Raw genomic sequence first — 19,490 nt, forward strand, 5'->3', positions numbered from 1 at the left:
GCGGGTTAGTCCTCGGTCCCCTGTTCGACGTAGATCATCAGGACGCTCCCCTTGGGGGCCGAGACGCCCGCCGGAGGATCTTGGCGCACGACCCACGGGCGGCCGTGGGGCTCGGGCACCGCGATGCGGTCGCCGACGATGTTGAACAGCGCACGGGCCCACGCCCACTCGGGGTCGGTCTGGACGGCCTCCATGTTCTGGCCGATCAGGTTGGGGACCTGGACCAGCTGCGGCGGCGGCGCCAGACCGGCCACGCGGGCGGGAAGGTGCGGCGCGAGCACCTTGAGCCCGTCGGGGAAGGCCGCCTCCTTGGGGTGGTTGAGCGCGTGCGAGGCCGCCGCCGCGATCGTGTCCAGGTCGTCCGACGCGTCCGCCTGCAGCTTGGCCAGCGCCGCCTCGTCCACGCCGACGAACTGGTCCTGGTGCGCCAGGATGTAGTCGATGTCCTCGAGCAACTGCCAGTCGCGGTTGCGCAGCCGCGCGCACCGCACCAGCACGTCCTGCTGATGCTCCAGGTCGATGAAGTTCGGCGTGCGCGGCAGGTTGAGGATCTCGTGCGAGTCGAGCAGCACCGAGTACGGCACGGCCTCCTCGCGTACCGTGGCCGGCCAGGCCTGCGAGATCGCCTGCAGCTCCTCCAGGCTCCCCGGTTGCTTCGTGGCGACCTTGCCCCCTTCGGCGTACACGTTGATCGAGATGCTCTTGCTGCTGAGGGCGTTCTTGAAGTCGGAGCTGAACCCGCCGGAGGCGGAGAAGGTGGCGTATCCCCCGCTGACGGTCGCCGACAGGCTCTGCTGCTCGGTGCTGTCCTTGGTCTGGATCCGGCAGATGCCGACGAAGAACCCGCCGCGCTTGCATCCCACGGACGAACATGTCGCCGAACACCCCGCGGAAGCGGTCCATGTCGCCGTCGTTGATCAGCGCGACCGCCGCCGGGTTGGGCGTCGGGTTGCGGATGGAGGAGAACGCCAGCTGCAGCGTCGCCCGGACCGCGAAGAACACCGCCGAGGAGTGGATCTTCTGGTCGCGCGAGAAGCTCATCCTGGCGCTCGCGCTGAACAGCCCGACCCCGCCCGAGGCCGAGGCCGAGATCCCCAGATGCGTCTGGAGGTCCTCCTCGGTCTTCAGCAGCTGCATGCTGTAGGTCAGGATGCTGCCCGCGGCGCCCTGGACCTCGTTCGGCTCGCCCATGGCGGCCAGCGCCTTCTTGTTGGCGCTCGGCGTGTCGATCCCGACGCCGTAGTCCATTCCGCCCTGGTACGGAATGTAAAGCTCCCCCATGTCCCCTCCCCTCCCGCGGCCCCCGCGGAGCCGCCGCCTTCAGAAGAGCCCGCGGATCACCCCATGTCAACGCCCCACGACAGCGGCAGGAACGCTTTCGACCAGCAGTGATCGACGCCGTCGGCCTTCGTCGTGACCGTCTCACCGGCACTGCCGTGGCTGTCGCAGGCGATCGCGAGCTCGACGGGCGCGCCGGGGAAGGCCGGGTCAGGCGGGTCCGCATCGTAAAGGGGGCGCGCGGGCATAGCTGCGTGGGCTGTGACGCCGCAGACTGACACCGCGCTCTATCTGACGCGCGAGCAGGGCGGCGGAGGGCGTAACCCCGCAGGCTGGCGCCGCGTCCCAAGCTGCGCGCAGGGCGTGCCGCAGGTGGGTATGGCGCCCCTGTCTGGCATGCGGGCGTGCCTCAGAACTCCGTGAGGGCTCGCGTCGCACCCCCTCGGGCGGCGCGGGCCGTATGCACCTATGCGGCTGGGGCGCGCGCCGAGCGGGGGGCGCGCGCCCGGACAGCCGGGAGGGTCAGAGGCGGCGGAGGACGGCGACCACCTTGCCCAGGACGCTGGCCTCGTCGCCGGGGATCGGGTCGTAGTTCGGGTTGTGCGGGACCAGCCAGACGTGGCCGTCCTTGCGCTTGAACGTCTTGACCGTGGCCTCGCCGTCGATCATCGCGGCCACGATGTCGCCGCTCTCCGCGACCGGCTGCTGCCGGACGACGACCCAGTCGCCGTCGGCGATGGCGGCCTCGATCATCGAGTCACCCGTGACCTGGAGCAGGAAGAGCGTGCCCTCGCCGACCAGCTGCTTGGGCAGCGCGAAGACGTCCTCGACGCTCTCCTCGGCCAGGATCGGGCCACCGGCGGCGATGCGGCCGACGAGCGGGACATAGGCGGCCGTGGGGCGGCTGACCGCGGTTTCGTCGTCGGCGGCGTCGGGGTCGACCCACAGCACAGGCTCGCCCGGCAGGCGCACCTCGAGCGCGCGCGGACGGTGCGGGTCGCGCCGCAGGTAGCCCTTGCGCTGCAGCGCCGTCAGCTGGTGCGACACGCTGGACGTGCTGGTCAGCTGGACGGCCTCGCCGATCTCGCGCATGGAGGGCGGGTAACCGCGCTGCTGGACCGAGTCGCGGATCACCTCGAGGATCTTGCGCTGCCTCGGGGTGAGCCCCAGCGAATCTCGCCGGCGCACCGCGAGGTCGCTGACCCCGTTGCCGTCATCCCGCTCGCTCATGCTCTCCTCCTCGCCGGTGGACCTCCCGGTCCGTGGTCCTGATGTCGCACACAGCAACCGTATCGCCGCTGAAGATCATCTTCAAACAATTGTTCGAGTCTTCCTCGAAATTGTCAGCGACGTGGTGTACAACATCGTACGGGAGTTCGATCGACACCGTGTTCGATTTGACGATCTTTGATCGGCCTTTTTGCGGGAGGTCAGCCGTGCGAACAACCACAATCACACACCCGAACGACGACGCGCAGCTAACTCTCCTGGCCGACCTCACCCGCGAGACGCGCCCTGCGCCCCCTCGCCCCACGGGCCGCCGCCTGTGGCTGGTCCCCGAGCCGCGCAACGGGAGCGCGCGGCTCACCGACCCGCCGACCCACGCGGACTCCCCCCGTACGGCAGGCACCACCCGCCGCTCCCTCCCTGGAGTCGCCCGGCCGAGGAAGGCGGGCCCCGCCAGGGTCCGGGAGAGCGGCGCGCCCACGAGCCCGCGCAGGCCTGCCGTACCCCAGAGCGGCGCGACCACAGACTCACGGCGACCCGCCGCACTCCAGGACGCCACCGCCACGACCTTCGGGCAGCCCGCGGTAAGCCAGGGCGCCACGAGCTCGCGACGACCCGCCGTACGCCAGGGCGACACCGCCGCGAACTCGCCACGACCCGCCGTACGCCAGGGAGGCACGGACGCGGGCTCGCGACGACCCGCCGTACTGCAGGGCGACTCGAGGGGGCGGCCGGATCGCGGGGCACGGCGGCGCACCGGCGACGCGGCGGGCAGCGCGAGGCGAGGCATCGCGGGCGGCGGGTCGAGGTCCGGCGTCGACGACATGGCGGACAGGCCGTGGCACAGTGGCGAGCCAGACGGACAGCGGCCCGCAGGTGCTCGAGGCGGTGAGCCCAGCGGGCGACGCGTGAGCGCGCGGGGCTGGCCCGGCGGGCTCCGCGCAGGCGCTCGGAGTAGTGAGCTCGGCGAGCGGCGGGCGGGCGCTCGGGGCGAAGGGCTCCGCGGGCGGCGCGCGGGCGCTCGGAGTGGCGGGCGGCGCGCAGGGGCTCGGAGTAGTGAGCTCGACGGGCGGCGGGCGGGCGCTCGGGGCGGTGGGCTCGGCGGGCGGCGGGCGGGCGCGCAGGGTGGGGCGCGGGGGCAGGTGGGGCGTGGGGGCGGGGCGGTGCGGTTGACGCGGCGGGGGCGGGTTGTGGTTGTGGGGTTCCTTGTTGTGGTGGCGTTGGGGGTGTTCTTCGCGGGGGCCAGGGCGGCGGGGTGGGCGGCGCAGGGGGGCGCGACGCCCAGTCATGCGGGGCTGCCGTGGGTGGTGGTCGACGAGGGGGACACGCTGTGGAAGATCGCTCAGAACGTCGATCACGGCGACGACCCGGCCAAGGTGGTCGCCGAGATCGTCCGGCTGAACGGGCTGGGTGACTCGCTGATCCGCCCGGGCACGCGGCTGTACGTGCCCGGCCGGTGAGACGAGGCTACCTAACATGAATGCAGTACCTCGACCTCGTGAAAGGCTCGTGAAAGCAGGGCCTTGAGAGGGTCGGATCATGGAGAAGACACTCGGGTTCGATCACAACTCAATGCGCGACTCCGGGCTCAGGCTCGACGCGATGCACGAAGAGCTCTCCCGGTTGTCCAGGCACGACCACTTCGACGGCCTGCCGTTCGCGGCGCTGGGCCTGATCGGCGAGCCTGCGCGCCGCAAGCACAACGAAGTCCTCCAGAAGATGAGCGACGACCTGAGCAAGGGGTCGGTCTCCGCCTATCAGATGTTCTCGGTCGTGCGGCTCAACGACTACGGCTACCTCGAGTCGGACAACGCGGCGATCAGGGAGCTGACGCGGCTGCCCGACTACACGCACTATCCGACCGCTTTCGAGCAGAACATCGAGCTGCCCCGGGGAGATGAGCTGGTCACCGACCCGTTCTGGACGGTCGACGGGATACACACCCTGCCCGAAAACCGGCTGTACGAGGGCAAAGGCCAGCAGATCGCCGCCCTCGGCGCGGGCGCGACCATCGGCGCGGGCGCTGCCGTGGTGGCGCGGTTCGCCGGGGTCAGCCAGCGCACGGCCGCGCTCCTGACCGGTGCCGCGCGCATGTCGGCCATCGCCGCGGTCGCCGCGGGACTGTGGACCGCCGCGGTCTCACCCGAGGACGAGTACCTGACGCGTGCCGTCGACTACTGGTGGGGCACCGCCCAGGACCTGCAGCGGATGTTCGGCGGGCTGGACGCCAGGGACGTCATCGCCAAGGCCTGGGAGGGCGAGGCGAGAGACGCCGCCGAGGCCGTCGTGCGCGACTTCATGACGGCCGGCTCCCAGCGCTTCGCCACCGCTCTCGGCCAGGTTCAGGGCCTGCAGCAGGCCATCAAGACGCTCAACCTGGTGCACGACGCCGTCTTCTACCTCACTTCCGGCTTGATGGTGACGCTCGCGACACTGGCATGGCTCAGCCGGACGTATCCGATGGCGCTGGCGGCCAAGGAGGCGATCGGCCGGTTCTTACTGCGCGGCGTCACCAAGGGCCTTGCCGCGATCGGGGCGGCGGTGGCGCTGGTGGCGGTGCCAATGCTGTGGATGCGCTACGCCGAGCTCGACGGCGGCCAGATCCTGCCGCCGCCGGACGGAGTACCCCAGACCGACTTCCCGCGGATCGCCGTCGCCTGAACGGAGGCTCGGGGGACGACACGCCCGACGTGCTGCGTGGGGCACCCCTGATCAGCGACTTCGGCCCGATGGGGGCGGTCAACTTGCGTTCATGGTCGCGCACTTCTAGGTTGGAAACCACAACATCTAGTAGTTACACCGATGTAGGTTCACCACAACTTGTGGTTCCGTGGACCGTGCTTTACGCACGTCCCGAGGAGGCGTGAGCGTGCACTGTCCGTTCTGTCGGCACCCGGACACCAGGGTCATCGACAGCCGCTCGACGGAGGACGGCGCGGCCATCCGGCGCCGGCGGACCTGCCCGGAATGCGGGCGCAGGTTCACCACGCAGGAGACCGTGTTGCTGATGGTGAGCAAGCGTAGCGGGGTGACGGAGCCCTTCTCACGGGACAAGGTGGTCGCGGGCGTACGGCGGGCCTGCCAGGGCCGGCCCGTCTCCGAGGATTCGCTGGCCCAGCTGGGGCAGCGGGTCGAGGAGGCCATCAGGGCCAAGGGCGCGGCGGAGATCCCGTCCAACGAGGTCGGGCTGGCCATCCTGGGCCCGCTGCGGGAGCTCGACGAGGTGGCGTACCTGCGGTTCGCATCGGTATATCGCGGTTTCGAGAGCCTGGCGGACTTCGAGGCCGAGATCGAACAGTTGAAGGTGGAGAGGGAGTCGAACCGGACACCTGGAGATCCCCGTGCGGATCGCAAGGTGCAGGGTGCGACGGACTCGGCCAGTAAAGGCGAGAAGGGGGAGTCATGACGGAGACGGCCAGCGGCTCGGTGGCACGCGGCGGTAAGAAGCCGCGCAAGGGTCTGAAGATGAAGCGGATCTTCACCAAGCCCGGAGTGCATCCGTACGACGAGATCACGTGGGAGCGCCGCGACGTCGTCATGACGAACTGGCGCGACGGCTCGATCAATTTTGAGCAGCGGGGCGTCGAGTTCCCCGACTTCTGGTCGATCAACGCGGCCAACATCGTGACGACCAAGTACTTCCGCGGCGCGGTGGGCACGCCGCAGCGCGAGTGGAGCCTGAAGCAGCTCGTCGACCGCGTCGTCGGCATGTACACCAGGACCGCGGTGGAGAACGGCTACTTCGCCACCGACGAGGATGCCGAGATCTTCGACCACGAGCTGAAGTACGCCCTGACGCACCAGGTCTTCGCCTTCAACTCGCCGGTCTGGTTCAACGTAGGCACCAAGTCGCCGCAGCAGGTCAGCGCCTGTTTCATCCTGGCCGTGGACGACACGATGGAGTCGATCCTCGACTGGTACAAGGAAGAGGGTGTGATCTTCAAGGGCGGCTCGGGCTCGGGCGTCAACCTGTCGCGCATCCGCTCCTCCAAGGAGCTGCTGTCCAGCGGCGGTACGGCCAGCGGCCCGGTGTCGTTCATGCGCGGCGCCGACGCCAGCGCGGGCACGATCAAGTCGGGCGGCGCAACGCGGCGGGCCGCCAAGATGGTCGTGCTCGACGTGGACCACCCCGACATCGAGGAGTTCATCGAGACCAAGGCGCGCGAGGAGGACAAGATCCGCGCGCTGCGCGACGCCGGGTACGACATGGACCTGGGCGGCAAGGACATCGTCTCGGTCCAGTACCAGAACGCCAACAACTCCGTCCGCGTCTCCGACGAGTTCATGACCGCGGTGGAGAAGGGCGCCGAGTTCGGCCTGCGCGCCCGCCTGACCGGCGAGGTGATCGAGACCGTCGCCGCCAAGGAGCTGTTCCGCAAGATGGCCAAGGCGGCGTGGGAGTGCGCCGACCCGGGCGTGCAGTACGACGACACGATCAACGACTGGCACACCACCCCGGAGACGGGGCGGATCACCGCGTCCAACCCGTGCTCGGAGTACGTCCACCTGGACAACTCCTCCTGCAACCTCGCCTCGATCAACCTGCTGAAGTTCCTGAAGGACGACAACTCCTTCGACGTGGCCAACTTCGTGAAGCTCACCGAGCTGATCATCACGGCGATGGACGTGTCGATCACGTTCGCGGACTTCCCGACGGAGAAGATCGGCGAGACGACCCGCGCCTACCGCCAGCTCGGCATCGGTTACGCCAACCTGGGCGCGCTGCTGATGGCCACCGGCCACGCCTACGACTCCGACGGCGGCCGCGCGGTCGCCGGCGCCATCACCTCGCTGATGACGGGCGTGTCCTACCGCCGCAGCGCCGAGCTCGCTGGTGTGGTCGGCCCGTACGACGGCTATGCCCGCAACGCCGACGCGCACAAGCGGGTCATGCGCAAGCACGCCGCATCCAACGACAACCTGCGCACGATCGGCTCGATGGACGGCAAGATCCACGCCGAGGCATCGCGCCAGTGGTCGGAGTGCCTCAAGCTGGGCGAGAAGAGCGGCTACCGCAACGCCCAGGCGAGCCTGCTGGCCCCGACCGGCACCATTGGCCTGATGATGGACTGCGACACCACCGGCATCGAGCCCGACCTGGCGCTGGTCAAGTTCAAGAAGCTAGTCGGCGGCGGCTCGATGCAGATCGTCAACCAGACGATCCCGCGGGCGCTCAAGCAGCTGGGCTACCAGCAGGAGCAGATCGAGGCCATCGTCGAGTACATCGCCGAGCACGGCCACGTCGTGGACGCCCCCGGCCTCAAGCACGAGCACTACGAGGTGTTCGACTGCGCGATGGGCGAGCGGGCGATCGCGCCGATGGGTCACGTCCGGATGATGGCGGCCGCGCAGCCGTTCCTGTCGGGCGCCATCTCCAAGACGGTCAACCTGCCCGAGTCGGCCACGATCGACGACATCGAGCAGGTCTACCTGGAGGGCTGGAAGCTCGGCCTGAAGGCGCTCGCGGTCTACCGCGACAACTGCAAGGTCGGCCAGCCGCTGTCCAACGCCAAGCCGAAGGCCGAGGAGCAGTCCACCGCCGCCGCCGAGCCCGAGGTCAAGGTCATCGAGGTCAACCGGCCCACCAGGCGCCGGATGCCCAACCAGCGTCCCAGCATGACCACCCGCTTCACGGTCGGCGGCGCCAAGGGCTACATGACCGCCTCGTCCTACCCCGACGACGGGCTCGGCGAGGTCTTCCTCAAGATGTCCAAGCAGGGCTCCACGCTGGCGGGCGTCATGGACGCCTTCTCGGTGGCGATCTCGATAGGGCTCCAGTACGGCGTGCCTCTCGAGACGTACATGAGCAAGTTCGTCAACATGCGCTTCGAGCCCGCCGGTATGACGGACGACCCGGACATCCGGATGGCCACGTCGGTGATGGACTACATCTTCCGCCGCCTGGCGCTCGACCACCTGCCCTTCGACGAGCGGGCGGCCCTGGGCATCTTCTCGGCGGCCGAGCGCGCGGCGCAGCAGCGCGGCGAGGACCCGGCGGCGCTGCAGGAGGTCGTGGACAAGGAGATGCTGGCCCAGTCGGCGCCCATCGAGCCCCAGGGGACGGTCGCGCAGCAGCCCAAGCCCGAGCCGGTCAAGGAGCTCACGCTGGAGAGCCACCAGCGCTTCACGGCCGACGCCCCGCTCTGCATGACCTGCGGCACGAAGATGCGCCCCGCGGGCAGCTGCTACGTCTGTGAGGGCTGCGGCTCCACCAGCGGCTGCAGCTGACCTTCAGCGACGGAGGGGGTGCCGGTGCTCACCGGCACCCCCTCCCCCGTGTGGGGGAACGGGCTGGTTCGATGAGGGGAGTCGTCCTGCCTGCCGTTCCGGAAGTGTCGGACCATGACCTTCTCGGAGCCGACTCCCGCGGTTCGCCGGACCGCATGGGCGGGAATCGCGGCGCTCGCGCCGTATGCGGCGATCAAGACGTACTGGGCCTGCGGCGGGCGGGCAGGCCTGCCGCCGGGGTTCGACCTGGCTGAGGAGTTCCGGCGCAACGGCGCGCCCGCGGCCGTGATCTGGCTGGAGCATCACGGTGTCGACTTCACCGCGGCTCTGGCCGTGGCGGGAGCCGTACTGCTGCTGGCGCTGTCCCGCCCGTGGGGCCTGCGGCTGCCGCGCCGGATCCTGCTGTGCGTGGCATGGCCGGGGACCGCGCTGCTTCCGTACGGCGTGCTCACCGCGGTGCTCACACTGGCGGGTGGCGGAGATGGCCGCCAGGGGCCCACGAGCTGGCTCGTCGTCGCCGCCGTTCTGGCCTTCTGCGGGATCGGCGGCGCGCTGGCAGTGTGCGCGCGCTCGTATCAGGCGCGCTCCAGGCGGGTCAGCCATGCCCGGCTATGGGCGATATGTCGGTAAATTTCTAGAATGTGTGCGTGACGGAGTACCAGCGTGACGGCCTGAAGTGGTCAAGAGCAGCCCACGGAGTGATCCCCGCCTGGGTGGCGGACATGGACCTCCCCACCGCCCCCGAGGTCGTCGAGGTGCTCAGGCACCGCGCCGAGGGCGACCTCGGCTACCCCAACTGGCTCGACGACGCGACTGTCTCCCCGCTCGCCGAGGCCTTCGCCGACCGCATGACCACCAGGTACGGCTGGCAGCCCGACCCCGGACACGTCCGCACCTACTCCGACATCAACCAGGCCCTCCAGGTGCTCCTCCACCTCTGGACCCGGCCGGGCGACGGCGTGGCCCTGCACACCCCCGCCTACCATCCCTTCCTCGGCACCATCGAGACGATGAAGCGCCGTCTGCACCCGATCCAGTTCGAGCCCGACGGCGAGACCTGGCGCTCCGGCTCCCCCGACCTGGCGAGCTGCCGCGTGCTGCTCCTGGTCAACCCGCACAACCCCACCGGCAGGGTCTTCACCCGGCAGGAGCTGGAAGTGCTCGCCGAGCAGGCAGAGCGCCACGACCTGCTGGTCATCGCCGACGAGATCCACGCCGACCTGACCTACGCCCCCAACCGCCACATCCCCTTCGCCACCCTGCTGCCCGAGCGCACGGTCACGCTGACCTCGGCCACGAAGGCGTTCAACCTGGGCGGCATCCGCTGCTCGGTCGCCCACCTCGGCATGCCCGAGCTGCGCAGCGCCCTGGAGCAGCAACCGCCCTTCCTGTACGGCTCGGCCAACCTGTTCGGCGTCGAGGCCACGATCGCCGCGTGGCGGCACGGCGACAAGTGGCTGGCGAGCACGCTGGACCTCCTCGACCGCAACCGCAGGACGATCGCGACCCGGCTGCCCGGCTACCGGATCCCGCAGGCCACCTACCTGGCCTGGCTGCCCTCGGAGCGGAACGCGGAGACCCTGGAACGCGAGGCGAAGGTCCTGCTCAGCGACGGATCGGCATTCGGACCCGGCGGGGAGGGCCACGTCCGGCTGAACTTCGCCACCACCGAGCCCGTCCTGGCCGAGATCCTCGACCGGCTCACGCGCTGAACGTCGGGAACCGCACGTCGGCGGGAATCCCGTCAGCGAGCGGCATCCCGTGGTCTCGACCCACATTGTGGTACATCAGGCCCGCGAGGACGGCGGCCGCGAGCCCCCGCACGGTGAGCATGGCCATGAACAGCCTCCTGCCGACCAGCTCCAAGGTATAGACCGCCGCGGGGTTCACCTTGAACACCGCCAGGGCGGCCATGATCATGACCTCGGCGACCACCAGATAGAACATCGCGTCGTAGACCCTGTTCAGTTGCTTGACCGCCTCCTGCAGGCCGTAGAAGCGACCCAGCGCATCGTCGGCGAGCTGCACGCCCGCGGTGATGAAGTCCCTGATCTTCTTGTCGGCGGCGTTCATGGCATCACCGCTCCACACCCTGGCGAGCAGTTCGCCGGTGTCGACGGCGTTGGTGCCGAAGATGTCGAACAGTTGCACGGCCTCGTCGCGCCAGGCAAGGAGCGCCTCGTCGATGGATTCGTCGTCCACGGTGATCATCGAGAACCAGAGCATGAGGGTGAGGGCCCCGCTCACGCACGTCCTGGCGCCCAGTTTGACGTAGTTGTCCGCCCTGGCGCTGATCTTCGCGATGCGAGCGGCCTCCGCCTCCGGCATTTTGATCCCCCACGAGCTGGCGCTGCCCAGCCCCTGCGCGCGGGCGTCCAGGCTCGGCAGGCTGAAAAGCGTTCCTGCGGTGACGGCGCCCAGCACGGCGGCTTGCCAGCCCTTCGTGTCCTGAAAGTGCACGCTCTCAAAGGAGTCCTTATCGAAGCCGCGCAACACGTCGTCGGACAAATCCTTGTCCGGGGGGATCAACCCAGCGCCGGGCTCCCTGCGGTCGTACTCATCGGCAGCCGTCCGCGAGCCGTCCGCGAGCAGGGCCAGGTTGGCGTCGGTGACCTTCTGGTAGCCCCTGGCGTTGGCCGCGAGGTTGCGGGCGATGCCCTCCGCCGAGGTCACGCCACGCCGGACCTCCTCCAGGAAGTCGGCGCGCTGGCGGTTGTGCCGCGTTCTGGCGGGCTCCCCGAGCAGGCCCAGCGCTCCCCAGATCAGCTCGCCACGCCAGTTGGCGTTCGCGCGGATCTCCCCGAGATCATGGGCGATGCGGTCCGCGTTGAATCCGGCGGCGTTCAGGCCTTGCTGGCTGAAGGCGAGTGATGTCCGACCCATTGACCAACCGTCACACAGCGAGTCATGACATATCAGCGCTGTGTCCATTTTGTGATCAGACGAGGGTCGCGTTGCGGGCAGCCGGAATGGACGAGAGCGCGACCGCGCCTGCATTCCCGTGCAGGCGCGGTCGCCGGCCACTCGCGAGAGCGACGGGTCAGCTCAGCGGCGGCAGCTCCGGAGGCGTGACGGCGGGGTGCTCCTCCAGCGCCGCCAACGCCAGCTCGACGGCCTTGGCCAGCTGCGGGTCACGCCCCGCGGCCCGGTCCTGCGGGGTCATGACGACCTCGACGTCCGGGTCGACGCCGTAGTTCTCCACGCCCCAGCCGGGCCCGTCCAGCCAGAAGGAGTAACGGGGCTGGGTCACCACAGTGCCGTCGACCAGCGCGTACCGGGAGTCGATACCGATGACGCCGCCCCAGGTGCGGGTGCCGACCAGCGGGCCGATGCCCCTGTTCTTGATCCCGGCGCTGACGATGTCGCCGTCGGATCCGGCGAACTCGTCGGCGACCGCCACGATCGGGCCGCGCGGCGAGTCCTCCGGGTAGCGCATCGGCTCGTAGCCGCGGGCCCGGGCCCAGCCGGTGACCTTGCGCGACAGCTTCTCCAGCACCAGCTCGGAGGTGTGGCCGCCGCCGTTCTCCCGCACGTCCACGATCAGGCCCTCGCGGGCCATCTCGGTGCGCAGGTCGCGGTGGAACTGGGCCCAGCCGGAGGCCACCATGTTGGGCACGTGCAGGTAGCCGAGCCGCCCGCCGGACGCCTCGCGGACGTAGGCGCGGCGGCCCTCCACCCAGTCGTGGTAGCGCAGTTGCGTCTCGTCGGCGATCGGGGTCACCACCACGCGGCGTGCCTCGCCTCCCCCGGCCGGCCGTACGGTCAGCTCGACGGGCTGGCCCGCCGTACCGGCCAGCAGGGGCAGGGGGCCGCGGACGGCGTCGACGGGGCGGCCGCCGACCGCGACGATCGCGTCGCCCACGCGGACGGCGACGCCCGGCGCGAGCAGCGGCGAGCGCGCGTCGTGGTCGGACGACTCGCCCGGCAGGATGCGGGCGACCCGCCACGCGCCGTCGGCGTCGCGCTCCAGGTCGGCGCCGAGCAGGCCCTGGCGGCGCTTGGGGTCGACGCCCGCACCGTTGGCACGGGCGTAGGCGTGCGAGGTGCCCAGCTCGCCCTGCACCTCCCAGAGCAGGTCGATCAGCTCGGAGTAGGCCCCGATGCGCTCGACCAGCGGCGCGTAGCGGTCGAGCGCGGCCTGCCAGTCGACGCCGTTCATGTCCTCGCGCCAGAAGTGGTCGCGCATGAGCCGGCCCGCCTCGCGGTAGCCCTGACGCCACTCGGCCACCGGGTCGAGCTGGACGGTGATCCGGTCCAGGTCGATGGTGACGACCTCGTCGCCTTCGGCGGCCGAGCGGGTCTGCAGGCCGTTCTTGCCGTTGCCGACCAGCCGCGAGCCGTCGGCGCTGACCTCGAACGAGCGGAACTCCTTGCCCAGCTCGCTCTTGGCACGCTTCTTCAGGTCGTAGCGTTCGAGCACGATCTCGTGGTTGTGCTCCGTGCCGTCGCCGAGCTGGCCGGTCAGCGGGTGGCGCAGCCACAGCAGCGCGTCCTTGGCGGTGCGCAGGTTGTCGTAGCGGCCCGCGGGCACCGGCACCGGCACCACGCGCGAGGCGAGCCCCTCCGGGTCCACCTCGGTGCGCGGCGTGTCGTCGTCCTTCTTGTCGTCGGGCTTCTTGTCGTCCTCGCCGTTGAACCCGCGCCCCTGCAGGCTCGGGTCGAACGGCGAGTGCGTGGTGGCCTGCAGCGGCACGATGTACGGCCGGCAGCCCGCCGGGAAGGACAGGTCGAACACGTGCGCGTCGTAGACCGGGTCGAACGTCCTGATCGACAGGAACGCCAGGTGCTTGCCGTCCTTGGTGAAGACCGGGTCGTAGTCGGCGAACCTGAGCGGCGTCACCTCCAGCGTCGAGGTGCCGTCCACGCGGCCCATCTTGATCTGCGACAGCGGCTCGTGATGCGGGTGCACCCAGGCCAGCCAGGCCGAGTCCGGCGAGAACGCCAGGCCACGGATGTCGCCCTGGGTGGTGTGGTCCAGCCGGCGCAGGTCGCCCGTTTCGAGGTCGACGACGAGCAGGCGGCCGTCGTGCGTGGCGACCGCGGCGTGCTTGCCGTCGTGCGCGGCGACCAGTTCGAGCACCCGGCCCAGCTCGCCCGCGGCCAGCGTCCTGATCTCGCCGCCCGGTGTGCCGAGCTCCAGGGCGTCCTCGCCGGTCGCGTCCGACACCCACAGCGCGCGGCCGTCGGCGTCGAGCGTGCGCGGCAGCCGTACCCGCACGCCCGGCTCCACCCGCAGCGCTCCCGCGGGGCCGTCGCGGTGCGTCACCCAGTGCGCGGTGCCGCGGATCTCCACCGCACTGGCCCGTCCGGTCGCGTCGGGCGAGAACCCGCCGACGCGGTTCGGCGCGGGCCGCTTGGCCCGCGCCGGCCGGGGCCCGCCGAGCTTGATGTCCAGCTTGTACGGCTCGGCGTCCAGGCTCTCCATCAGCCACAGGTCACCGGCGTGGCTGTAGACGATCCGCGTGCCGTCGGTGGCGGCGTGGCGGGCGTAGAACTCCTCGTGCCCGGTGTGCCTGCGCAGGTCCGAGCCGTCGGGCAGGGCCGAGTGCAGGTTGCCCGTGCCGTCCGGGTCGGCCAGGAAGGCGACCCTGTCGCCGACCCACATGACCGACCAGTACTGCGCGATGCTGTCGTCGAACAGCCGGGTGAACTCGCCGTCGCCTTCGGCGTCCACCCAGATCTTGCCCGCGGTGCCGCCGCGGTAGCGCTTCCACTGCGACGGCTCGCGCCACATCGCCGAGACGGTGGCCGTCCTGCCGCCCTGGACGGCGACGTCGCTCACCCACCCGTACGGCAGGCGCGCGGCGGGACCCCCGTCGAGGGGCACCGCGTAGGCCCAGGTCCGTGCCCGGCCGCCCTCGCCCGCGGCCGTGACGGCCAGGACGTCTCCGTCGGCGCTCCATCCGCGGGAACCGGTGGTGGCGTTGCCCCAGTGGGTCAGCCGCTCGCCTTCGGGACCGTCGATCTCGGCGGCGAACACCTCGGGGTTGCCCTCGCGGGTGCTGGTCCAGGAGATGCGGCTGCCGTCGGGGGAGAACCTCGGGTGCGAGACCGGGGTACGGTCGGCGGTGAAGCGCCAGGCCCGGCCGCCCGTCACCGGTGCCAGCCACACGTCGTCGTCGGCGACGAAGGTCACCAGGTCGTCGTGCAGATGCGGATGTCTCAGGTAAGCGCCATTTGTCACAGCTGAACCCTAATGCGGGAGCGGCGTGGTGGTCGCCGTGACTTTTCCGCAGGGTGCGCTCTCGGCGAAAGCCGGTCGATCCGAGCCCTCCACGCCTGGAGGATCTCGTCGTTGATCCATGTCTACTGGAAGGAGCCCGTGGATGGCGTCACCTTTGCCCGGAGCGATCGAGTTGCCCGGTGGAGCGTGGGTGCGCGGGCGGCGGCTGCGGCATCCCATGCCCGCGGGCGCGGTGCCCGACTACGCCCTCTACCTGGGTTCCGCCCGGCTCCAACGGCGTCACGAGGCCGGACTGAGCTGGCCGCACGAGTGGGTCGCCTGGCCGGACTTCCTACTCCCCCGCGACCGTGACCAGGCTGCCCGTGCCATCGTGGAGCTGCACCGGCGGGCAGGATCGGGCGAGGCGGTCGAGGTCGCCTGCAACGGGGGCGTCGGGCGGACGGGCACGGTGCTGGCGTGCCTGGCCACCCTCGACGGGCTCACGCCCGAGGAGGCGCTGGCCTGGGTGCGCGCTCAGCACCATCACCGCGCGGTGGAGACCCCCTGGCAGCGCCGGTGGATCGGCTGGTTCGCCGGTCGATCGTGACTGTGTAACGTACCTGGTGTGATCGAGCTGCGGGTGCTGAGTGAGGACGACTGGGGCGTGTGGCGGGAGCTGCGGCTGGCGGCTCTGGCGGAGGCGCCCTACGCGTTCGGGTCCACGCTGGCGGACTGGTCGGGTGACGGCGACCAGGAGGGGCGCTGGCGGGCCCGCCTGTCCATGCGCGGCTCCCACAACCTCGTCGCCCTGCTCGACGGCACACCCATGGGGATGGCCAGCGGGGTCCCCGGGTCCGGCGAGGGCACGGCTGAGCTGGTCTCGATGTGGGTGAGCCCGGCCGCCCGCGGCAGGGGCGTGGCCGACAGCCTCGTCGAGGCGGTCGCCGCGTGGGCGCTCGAACGCGGCTCCCACACCCTCGAGCTGGCCGTCATGCCAGGCAACTCCCGCGCGATCGCGCTGTATCGCCGCCTCGGCTTCAAGCAGACGGACATCCTCGGCAGCCCCACCCCCGACGGCTCGTCGCACGAGCTCGTCATGTCCAAGCCGCTCTGACCGCTCCTCCCTGGTGGTCCGTCTCGGCTTTTCTGCTTGAGACATGATGTCTCAAGTTTAGAGTTTTGTGATTAGTATCGAAGCTCCGGTGACTGATAAGGCGAAGGAGCTGAGAGGCCGTGAAGCGTTTGGCGGCGAAGCTGGGTGGGAGCGTGCTGGCGTTGGGGGCGGTGAGCCTCGTGGGCATAGGCGCGTTCATCCTGTCGATGCCCGGTGACGGCGGGTTCGCCGATCTGGGCAAAGCGGGTTACCAGACGGACGGGTATGCGATCACCACCGATCCGTACGACTGGAGCACGGGGAGCGTGTTCCTGGGGGCGCTGGACAAGGTGCGCATCCGGGTGATCCCGTCCGGCGGGGTCGCGTTCGTGGGGTTGGCCAAGCCCGAGGATCTGAACAGGTATCTGGAAGGGGTGGCCTACACGACCGGGCACGAGAACACCGGCAAGGGGGTCACCTTCACGCGGCATCCCGGCCACGCGCCCGCGACGCCGCCGGGGCAGGCCGGGTTCTGGACGGCCAGGAGCGAGGGGTCAGGGCCGCTGACCCTGCAGTTCGACGCGAAGGCGCAGCAGGGCGACCGGGTTCTGGTGGCGCTGAACGCCGACGGATCCCCCTCGGTCGGCGGGCGCGTCGAGACCGCTGCCACCCAGCCCTCTCTGCCATGGGTCGGCGCCGGGTTCATCGCCGGGGGCGTCCTGCTCGGCGCCGGTTCGATCCTGACCTTCCGCCGCCCCCGGCGCTGACCTACCCGCCACAACGGCCACCGTGGACAGGCACGGCTGCAGGGGCCCGATCCACATGCGACCGTGGCGCCGGGGGTTGCCCGGCGCGGCGGTTTCCGTGTGGTCGTGGCGGCGGGGAGGGGCGCCGCTGGAGTGGCGACCTTGGACGGGCGGGGGCCCGCTACGGCGGGGGGCGGTGGGGCGGCTTGCCGTACAACAGCCCAGGAAAATGCCACAGCGCCCAGCCGAAGCCGGGCGCTGTGGTCAGGAAGCCGAAAAGCCTAGGGGACGATGTTGACTAGCTTGGGGGCGCGGACGATGACCTTGCGGGGCTCGCCCGACAGGTAGGGCTGGATCTTGTCCGAGGCCAGCGCCAGCGCGCGCAGGTCAGCCTCGGAGATGTCCGGCGAGACCTCCAGCCGGTCGCGGACCTTGCCCGCCACCTGCACCACGCACGTGATCGACTCCTGCACCAGCAGCGCCGGGTCCGCGGTGGGCCAGCCGGCGAAGGCGACCGAGCCCTGGTGGCCCAGGCGCTCCCAGGCCTCCTCGGCCGTGTACGGCGCGACCAGCGACAGCATGACGGCCAGCGCCTCCGCGGCCTCGCGGACGGCCGGGTCGGCCGCGCCGGGGCCCGAGTCGATGGCCTTGCGGGCGGCCGAGGTCAGCTCCATCATGCGGGCCACGGCCACGTTGAACTTGTAGGACTCGACCTGGCCGGTGACCTCGTCGATCGTGCGGTGGGTGAACCGGCGCAGGTCCAGGTCGCCGTCCGCGAAGGAGACGCCCGGCTCGGCGGCGACCTCGTCCATCACGCGGAAGGCGCGGGCCAGGAACTTCTGCGAGGCCGCGGGCGAGACGTCCGCCCAGTCGATGTCGTCCTCGGGCGGGCCGGCGAAGACCATGGTCAGGCGGACCGCGTCGACGCCGAAGTCGTCGATCTGCTGACCCAGGTCGACGCCGTTGCCCAGCGACTTCGACATGGCCTTGCCGCCGTTGATCACCTGGCCCTGGTTCATCATGCGCTTGAACGGCTCGGTGAACTCCACCAGGCCCATGTCGTACAGGACCTTGGTGAAGAAGCGGGAGTACAGCAGGTGCAGCACGGCGTGCTCGATGCCGCCCACGTACTGGTCGACCGGCATCCACTTGCGCACCTGCTCGGGGTCGAACGGCCCCTCGTTGTAGCCGGGCGAGGTGTAGCGCAGGAAGTACCAGGACGAGTCGACGAAGGTGTCCATCGTGTCGGTGTCGCGCTTGGCCGGGCCGCCGCACTTGGGGCACTCGACGTTGACCCAGTCGGTGGCCGAGGCCAGCGGCGAGATGCCCTTGGGTGCCAGGGCCTCGCCCCGCATGTCGGGCAGTGTGACCGGCAGCTGCTCGTCGGGGACGGGGACCTCGCCGCAGTCGGGGCAGTGGATGATCGGGATCGGCGTGCCCCAGAACCGCTGCCGCGACAGCAGCCAGTCGCGCAGCCGGAAGTTGACCGTGCCCTGGCCGCGGCCGTCCTTCTCCAGGACCTCGATGATCTTGCGGATGGCGTCGGCCTTGGTCAGCCCGTCCAGCGGGCCGGAGTTGACCAGCTTGCCCTCGCCGGGGGTCGCCTCGCCGGTCTCGCCCGGGTCGGCCAGGCCGGTGTGCACGACGACCTTGACCGGCAGGCCGAACTTCCGCGCGAAGTCCAGGTCGCGCTGGTCGTGGGCGGGCACCGCCATGATGGCGCCGTGGCCGTAGTCGGACAGCACGTAGTCGGCCGCCCAGACGGGGATGCGCTCGCCGTCGACCGGGTTGATCGCGTAGCGGCCCAGGAAGACGCCGGTCTTCTCCTTGTCGGTCGACAGCCGCTCGATGTCGCTCAGCTTGGCGACCTCAGCCCGGTAGGCCTCGAACTCGGCGCGGTGCTCGTCGGTCACGATCTCCTCGGCCAGCGCCGCGTCGACCGCCACGACGAAGAACGTCGCGCCGTACAGCGTGTCGGGCCGGGTGGTGAAGACGGTGACGGGCTCGTCGCGGCCCTCGATGACGAACTGGACGTCGGCGCCCTCGGAGCGGCCGATCCAGTTGCGCTGCATCGTCAGCAGCCGCTCCGACCAGCCCTCCTCCAGCTGGTCCATGTCGTCCAGCAGGCGCTGCGCGTACTCAGTGATCTTGAAGTACCACTGGGTCAGCTCGCGGCGGACGACGTCGGCGCCGCAGCGCTCGCACTTGCCGTTGACGACCTGCTCGTTGGCCAGCACGGTCTGGTCGTTGGGGCACCAGTTGACCAGGCCGCCCTTGCGGTAGGCCAGCCCGCGGTCGAAGAAGCGGGTGAACAGCCACTGGTTCCAGCGGTAGTAGTCGGGGTCGCTGGTGTGCAGGCGGCGCGACCAGTCGAAGGCGATGCCGTAACGCTTGAAGGAGGACGCCTGCGTGTCGATGTTGGCGTACGTCCACTCGGCCGGGTGCGCGTTGCGCTTGATCGCCGCGTTCTCGGCGGGCAGGCCGAAGGAGTCCCACCCGATGGGGTGCATGACGTTGTAGCCGCGCTGCATCCAGTAGCGTGCGACGACGTCTCCGAGTCCGAAGGCCTCCGCGTGACCCATGTGCAGGTCGCCGGAGGGGTAGGGGAACATGTCGAGCATGTAGCGCCGCTCCCGGGTGTCGGCGGCGTCCTCGCTCGCCAGGAACGGGTCCATCTCCTCCCACCGCTGCTGCCACTTGGCCTGCAGCGCCTGCGGATCGTACTCACTCACGGCGGTGTCCTTCTGATTTGGTT

General features: G+C 70.3%; 17 protein-coding genes. 11 read left to right on the forward strand and 6 right to left on the reverse strand.

What is annotated here, in order from left to right; translation table 11 throughout:
* Positions 1-5: 5 nt before the first annotated feature.
* Complete coding sequence (locus KIK09_RS18875; RefSeq protein WP_214320506.1) at positions 6-863, reverse strand: PASTA domain-containing protein; 858 nt, start codon at positions 861-863, stop codon at positions 6-8.
* A gap of 38 nt (positions 864-901) precedes the next feature.
* Between KIK09_RS18875 and KIK09_RS18880 the strand changes: the two genes are divergently transcribed.
* Positions 902-1,144 carry a hypothetical protein gene (locus KIK09_RS18880; protein WP_214320507.1) on the forward strand — a complete coding sequence of 81 codons (243 nt, stop codon included), beginning with the start codon at positions 902-904 and terminating at the stop codon, positions 1,142-1,144.
* Between the two features lie 193 nt (positions 1,145-1,337).
* Here KIK09_RS18880 and KIK09_RS18885 read toward each other — a convergent pair whose 3' ends face one another.
* Together KIK09_RS18885 and lexA are read right to left on the reverse strand one after the other, a co-directional pair.
* On the reverse strand, positions 1,338-1,526 hold the full coding sequence (locus KIK09_RS18885; RefSeq protein WP_214320508.1) for a hypothetical protein: 189 nt from the start codon (positions 1,524-1,526) through the stop codon (positions 1,338-1,340).
* Between the two features lie 274 nt (positions 1,527-1,800).
* Complete coding sequence (gene lexA / locus KIK09_RS18890) at positions 1,801-2,508, reverse strand: transcriptional repressor LexA (protein ID WP_214320509.1); 708 nt, start codon at positions 2,506-2,508, stop codon at positions 1,801-1,803.
* Between the two features lie 954 nt (positions 2,509-3,462).
* On the opposite strand from lexA, the gene KIK09_RS60055 reads away from it, so the two are divergent.
* From KIK09_RS60055 to KIK09_RS18925, 7 genes are all read left to right on the forward strand, one after another.
* A complete protein-coding gene (locus KIK09_RS60055) occupies positions 3,463-3,678 on the forward strand; it encodes a hypothetical protein (protein ID WP_214320510.1) in 216 nt (71 codons plus the stop codon).
* Between the two features lie 23 nt (positions 3,679-3,701).
* Positions 3,702-3,965: a LysM peptidoglycan-binding domain-containing protein gene (locus KIK09_RS60060; RefSeq protein WP_214320511.1), complete on the forward strand. Its 264-nt coding sequence runs from the start codon at positions 3,702-3,704 to the stop codon at positions 3,963-3,965.
* A 79-nt stretch (positions 3,966-4,044) separates the two neighbouring features.
* On the forward strand, positions 4,045-5,166 hold the full coding sequence (locus tag KIK09_RS18905; protein ID WP_214320512.1) for a hypothetical protein: 1,122 nt from the start codon (positions 4,045-4,047) through the stop codon (positions 5,164-5,166).
* 208 nt (positions 5,167-5,374) lie between these two features.
* The gene (gene nrdR, locus KIK09_RS18910) at positions 5,375-5,911 is read left to right on the forward strand and encodes a transcriptional regulator NrdR (protein ID WP_308164201.1); all 537 of its coding nucleotides are present in this window, start codon (positions 5,375-5,377) and stop codon (positions 5,909-5,911) included.
* Positions 5,908-8,733, forward strand: coding sequence for a vitamin B12-dependent ribonucleotide reductase (locus KIK09_RS18915; RefSeq protein WP_214320513.1), 2,826 nt, complete (start codon positions 5,908-5,910; stop codon positions 8,731-8,733). Before nrdR ends, KIK09_RS18915 begins: the two co-directional genes overlap by 4 nt.
* 114 nt (positions 8,734-8,847) lie before the next feature.
* Entirely contained in the window at positions 8,848-9,363 is a 516-nt protein-coding gene (locus KIK09_RS18920; RefSeq protein WP_214320514.1) for a DUF3995 domain-containing protein, read from the forward strand.
* A 17-nt stretch (positions 9,364-9,380) separates the two neighbouring features.
* Complete coding sequence (locus tag KIK09_RS18925) at positions 9,381-10,445, forward strand: MalY/PatB family protein (protein ID WP_308164178.1); 1,065 nt, start codon at positions 9,381-9,383, stop codon at positions 10,443-10,445.
* On the opposite strand, the gene KIK09_RS18930 is transcribed toward KIK09_RS18925, so the two are convergent.
* Both KIK09_RS18930 and KIK09_RS18935 read right to left on the reverse strand, forming a co-directional pair.
* Positions 10,435-11,757: a hypothetical protein gene (locus tag KIK09_RS18930; protein WP_214320515.1), complete on the reverse strand. Its 1,323-nt coding sequence runs from the start codon at positions 11,755-11,757 to the stop codon at positions 10,435-10,437. The genes KIK09_RS18925 and KIK09_RS18930 overlap by 11 nt on opposite strands.
* A gap of 16 nt (positions 11,758-11,773) precedes the next feature.
* Positions 11,774-14,917: a S41 family peptidase gene (locus tag KIK09_RS18935; protein ID WP_214320516.1), complete on the reverse strand. Its 3,144-nt coding sequence runs from the start codon at positions 14,915-14,917 to the stop codon at positions 11,774-11,776.
* A 142-nt stretch (positions 14,918-15,059) separates the two neighbouring features.
* Between KIK09_RS18935 and KIK09_RS18940 the strand changes: the two genes are divergently transcribed.
* The 3 genes from KIK09_RS18940 to KIK09_RS18950 all read left to right on the forward strand — a co-directional run bounded on the left by KIK09_RS18940 (position 15,060) and on the right by KIK09_RS18950 (position 16,756).
* On the forward strand, positions 15,060-15,503 hold the full coding sequence (locus tag KIK09_RS18940) for a protein-tyrosine phosphatase family protein (RefSeq protein WP_214320517.1): 444 nt from the start codon (positions 15,060-15,062) through the stop codon (positions 15,501-15,503).
* Positions 15,504-15,521: 18 nt separating this feature from the next.
* Positions 15,522-16,010, forward strand: coding sequence for a GNAT family N-acetyltransferase (locus KIK09_RS18945; protein ID WP_214320518.1), 489 nt, complete (start codon positions 15,522-15,524; stop codon positions 16,008-16,010).
* A 119-nt stretch (positions 16,011-16,129) separates the two neighbouring features.
* Positions 16,130-16,756 carry a hypothetical protein gene (locus KIK09_RS18950; RefSeq protein ID WP_214320519.1) on the forward strand — a complete coding sequence of 209 codons (627 nt, stop codon included), beginning with the start codon at positions 16,130-16,132 and terminating at the stop codon, positions 16,754-16,756.
* A gap of 260 nt (positions 16,757-17,016) precedes the next feature.
* On the opposite strand, the gene leuS is transcribed toward KIK09_RS18950, so the two are convergent.
* Positions 17,017-19,467 (reverse strand): leucine--tRNA ligase, encoded by a 2,451-nt coding sequence (leuS, locus tag KIK09_RS18955; protein ID WP_214320520.1) that lies wholly within the window; start codon positions 19,465-19,467, stop codon positions 17,017-17,019.
* Between the last annotated feature and the right edge of the window lie 23 nt (positions 19,468-19,490).

Origin of the sequence: Nonomuraea sediminis, from assembly GCF_018531495.1 — a bacterium.
GTDB lineage: Bacteria > Actinomycetota > Actinomycetes > Streptosporangiales > Streptosporangiaceae > Nonomuraea > Nonomuraea sediminis.

Bases quoted from the DNA above. Each gene is read 5' to 3' on its own strand.
- KIK09_RS18880 (WP_214320507.1), top strand. From the start codon at position 902: ATGTCGCCGTCGTTGATCAGCGCGACCGCCGCCGGGTTGGGCGTCGGG.
- KIK09_RS18885 (WP_214320508.1), bottom strand. From the start codon at position 1,526: ATGCCCGCGCGCCCCCTTTACGATGCGGACCCGCCTGACCCGGCCTTC.
- lexA (WP_214320509.1), bottom strand. From the start codon at position 2,508: ATGAGCGAGCGGGATGACGGCAACGGGGTCAGCGACCTCGCGGTGCGC.
- KIK09_RS18905 (WP_214320512.1), top strand. From the start codon at position 4,045: ATGGAGAAGACACTCGGGTTCGATCACAACTCAATGCGCGACTCCGGG.
- KIK09_RS18915 (WP_214320513.1), top strand. From the start codon at position 5,908: ATGACGGAGACGGCCAGCGGCTCGGTGGCACGCGGCGGTAAGAAGCCG.
- KIK09_RS18920 (WP_214320514.1), top strand. From the start codon at position 8,848: ATGACCTTCTCGGAGCCGACTCCCGCGGTTCGCCGGACCGCATGGGCG.
- KIK09_RS18940 (WP_214320517.1), top strand. From the start codon at position 15,060: ATGGCGTCACCTTTGCCCGGAGCGATCGAGTTGCCCGGTGGAGCGTGG.